The sequence below is a fragment of the Mesobacillus sp. genome, assembly GCF_049588175.1.
GTDB lineage: Bacteria > Bacillota > Bacilli > Bacillales > Cytobacillaceae > Mesobacillus.
In genome coordinates, this window is the sequence record NZ_JBAVFI010000508.1 from 1 (window position 1) to 2,254 (window position 2,254).

The 2,254-nt window shown below is 40.8% G+C and carries 1 protein-coding gene and 1 pseudogene; both read right to left on the reverse strand.

Features of this window, described 5'->3' with window-relative positions:
• Positions 1 to 166: 166 nt before the first annotated feature.
• Positions 167 to 1,252, reverse strand: coding sequence for an ATP-binding protein (locus WB217_RS12470; RefSeq protein WP_423993543.1), 1,086 nt, complete (start codon positions 1,250 to 1,252; stop codon positions 167 to 169).
• A gap of 232 nt (positions 1,253 to 1,484) precedes the next feature.
• A pseudogene (locus WB217_RS12475) lies at positions 1,485 to 2,254 on the reverse strand (nicotinate phosphoribosyltransferase); the annotation flags it as partial.

Below are 2,254 nucleotides of genomic sequence, written 5' to 3' on the forward strand. Positions count from 1 at the left end.
TTTACATACAGCATGATTTGACCGACTTTACTAATCATTTATTTCACTCCTTTGTACACTTTTTATAAAAGTATATCGCTTTCGCTGCCGTTTTATAATTCAAAATATTCAATAAATAATTTGAAAACGATGGTCTATATTTTTATAAAGAACCCTCCACCATCACTCAACTAGATACCACCTCGCGTAACAGCGCATGATCTTCGTTACAATACCTTGGCAAATATAATGCGATTGTGGTGCCTTCTCCTTGCTTGCTTTTAATATCGATGCTGCCTTGGTGAAGGTCAATAATTCGTTTGCAAGTGATCAGCCCAAGGCCTGTCCCTTTTTCTTTCGTTGAATAAAAGGGTTCAAACAACCTTTTATGTCTCTTTTCAGATATACCGCAGCCCTTATCTTTAATGAGGATCAAGATATTCTTTTCACAGGCTTCCTTTAATGTCACCTCTATGCGATGGCCCCGATCATCCGTTGCTTCAATCGCATTTTGCAGGAGATTAATCAACACTTGCTTGATTTGATTCTGATCACAATTTAAAAATAATTCCGATTCAAGGTTAGAGTCTATTTTAATACTTTTTAGATTAGCCTGTGGCTCCATCAACAGAATACAGCTTTGAAGCAGTTTATTTATATTTGTCGGCTGAAAATGAACATGCTCATTCGGTTTTGCAATGAACATGAATTCATTGACAATCTGATTGATCCGGTCCATTTCATCCAGCATGATATCTAGGTATCCTATTAGATCTTCCTTATCAACACTCTCTTTTACGATTTTCGCAAAACCTTTTATGGAAGTAAGGGGGTTTCTAATTTCGTGCGCAATTCCAGCAGCCAGTTCACCTACTACGGAGAGCTTCTCCATTTGCTGAATCTGCTTTTCTCTTTCCTTTTCCTTTGTAATATCAATCGCCGTTCCAATAACCTCAACTGTTTTTTCATTCCTGCGGATTGGATTAAGGATCGCTAGGTAATGGGTATCCCCAACGCACCCTTCATAGTTAATGTTTTCTCCATTCCAGGCGATCTCATAAAAGACTTCTTTCCTGAATGCATGTTCAGCTGGCAGAAATTCAAACAATGATTTCCCCACGACACTTTCAGGAATCAGACCAATTTTTTCAATGAGTTTACCTTCAATAAATGTATGAATGAATTTCTCATCTTTTTTAACGAACTTAAATATGAAGCCACTTTCTCTAGGTATGAATTGTTCGTAATCCACCTTAATTCTCTTGTCATTCATATGCATACACCCTCAGAAAAAATTATAATACTAATAATTCTTTGCTGACAGTCAAAATCCTTTATCTATCGATCATTCTCCTAAAAAAAGAACCCCGGTCGAAGTAGCAGAGGGACGTATCCTTTGCTTCTTTACGCCAGAGTAGAGTTCAGAATTTTTAAATTGTAGGGTTCTATGCAAGATTCTATAAACTATGGAAGCATAAGGTACGTCCCCATGCTTCCGTCCCATCTTACTTTTTCTCTCCGGTCATTTCCATGACTTTCTCTCGTACTTCTTCTATATTGCGCATTTTGTTGTCCCAGCATTTCTGGCTGAGATCGACCGGGTATTCTTCGGGATTCAGCATACGCGTGTACTCTTCCCATAGAACGCCAAGGCAGTACTTTGAATGTGACCGCACTTCCTCGAGGCTTGGTTGTGTGTACACGAGTTTTCCAGCGGTAAAGATATCGTGGTGCAGCTCCCGCGCATCGAAATTCGTGACGAACTTGCTGACGAAGGTGTGGACTGGATGGAACATTTTCAGACGTTTTTCCGCTTGCGGATTTTCATCCTCAAGAGCGATATAGTCACCCTCGGAACGGTTATTTGAGTTATTGATGATTCGGTATACCTTTTTGATCCCGGGAGTCGTGACCTTTTCAGGATTAGAGGAAATCTTGATCGTATCCTCCATCGTGCCGTCCGCCCTCTCGATTGAGACAATTTTATAAACTGCACCAAGTGCCGCCTGGTCATAGGCAGTAATCAGCTTCGTGCCAACTCCCCATGTATCAATCTTTGCGCCCTGGGCTTTCAGGTTCATGATCGTATATTCGTCAAGATCGCTCGATGCGACAATTTTTGCATCTTCAAAGCCGGCTTCATCAAGCATTCGCCTTGCTTCCTTTGAAAGATAGGCAAGGTCACCGCTGTCTAGACGGATGCCGATAAAATTGATCTTATCTCCGAATTCCGTTGCAACCCTGATGGCGTTTGGCACACCGGACCTTAATGTGT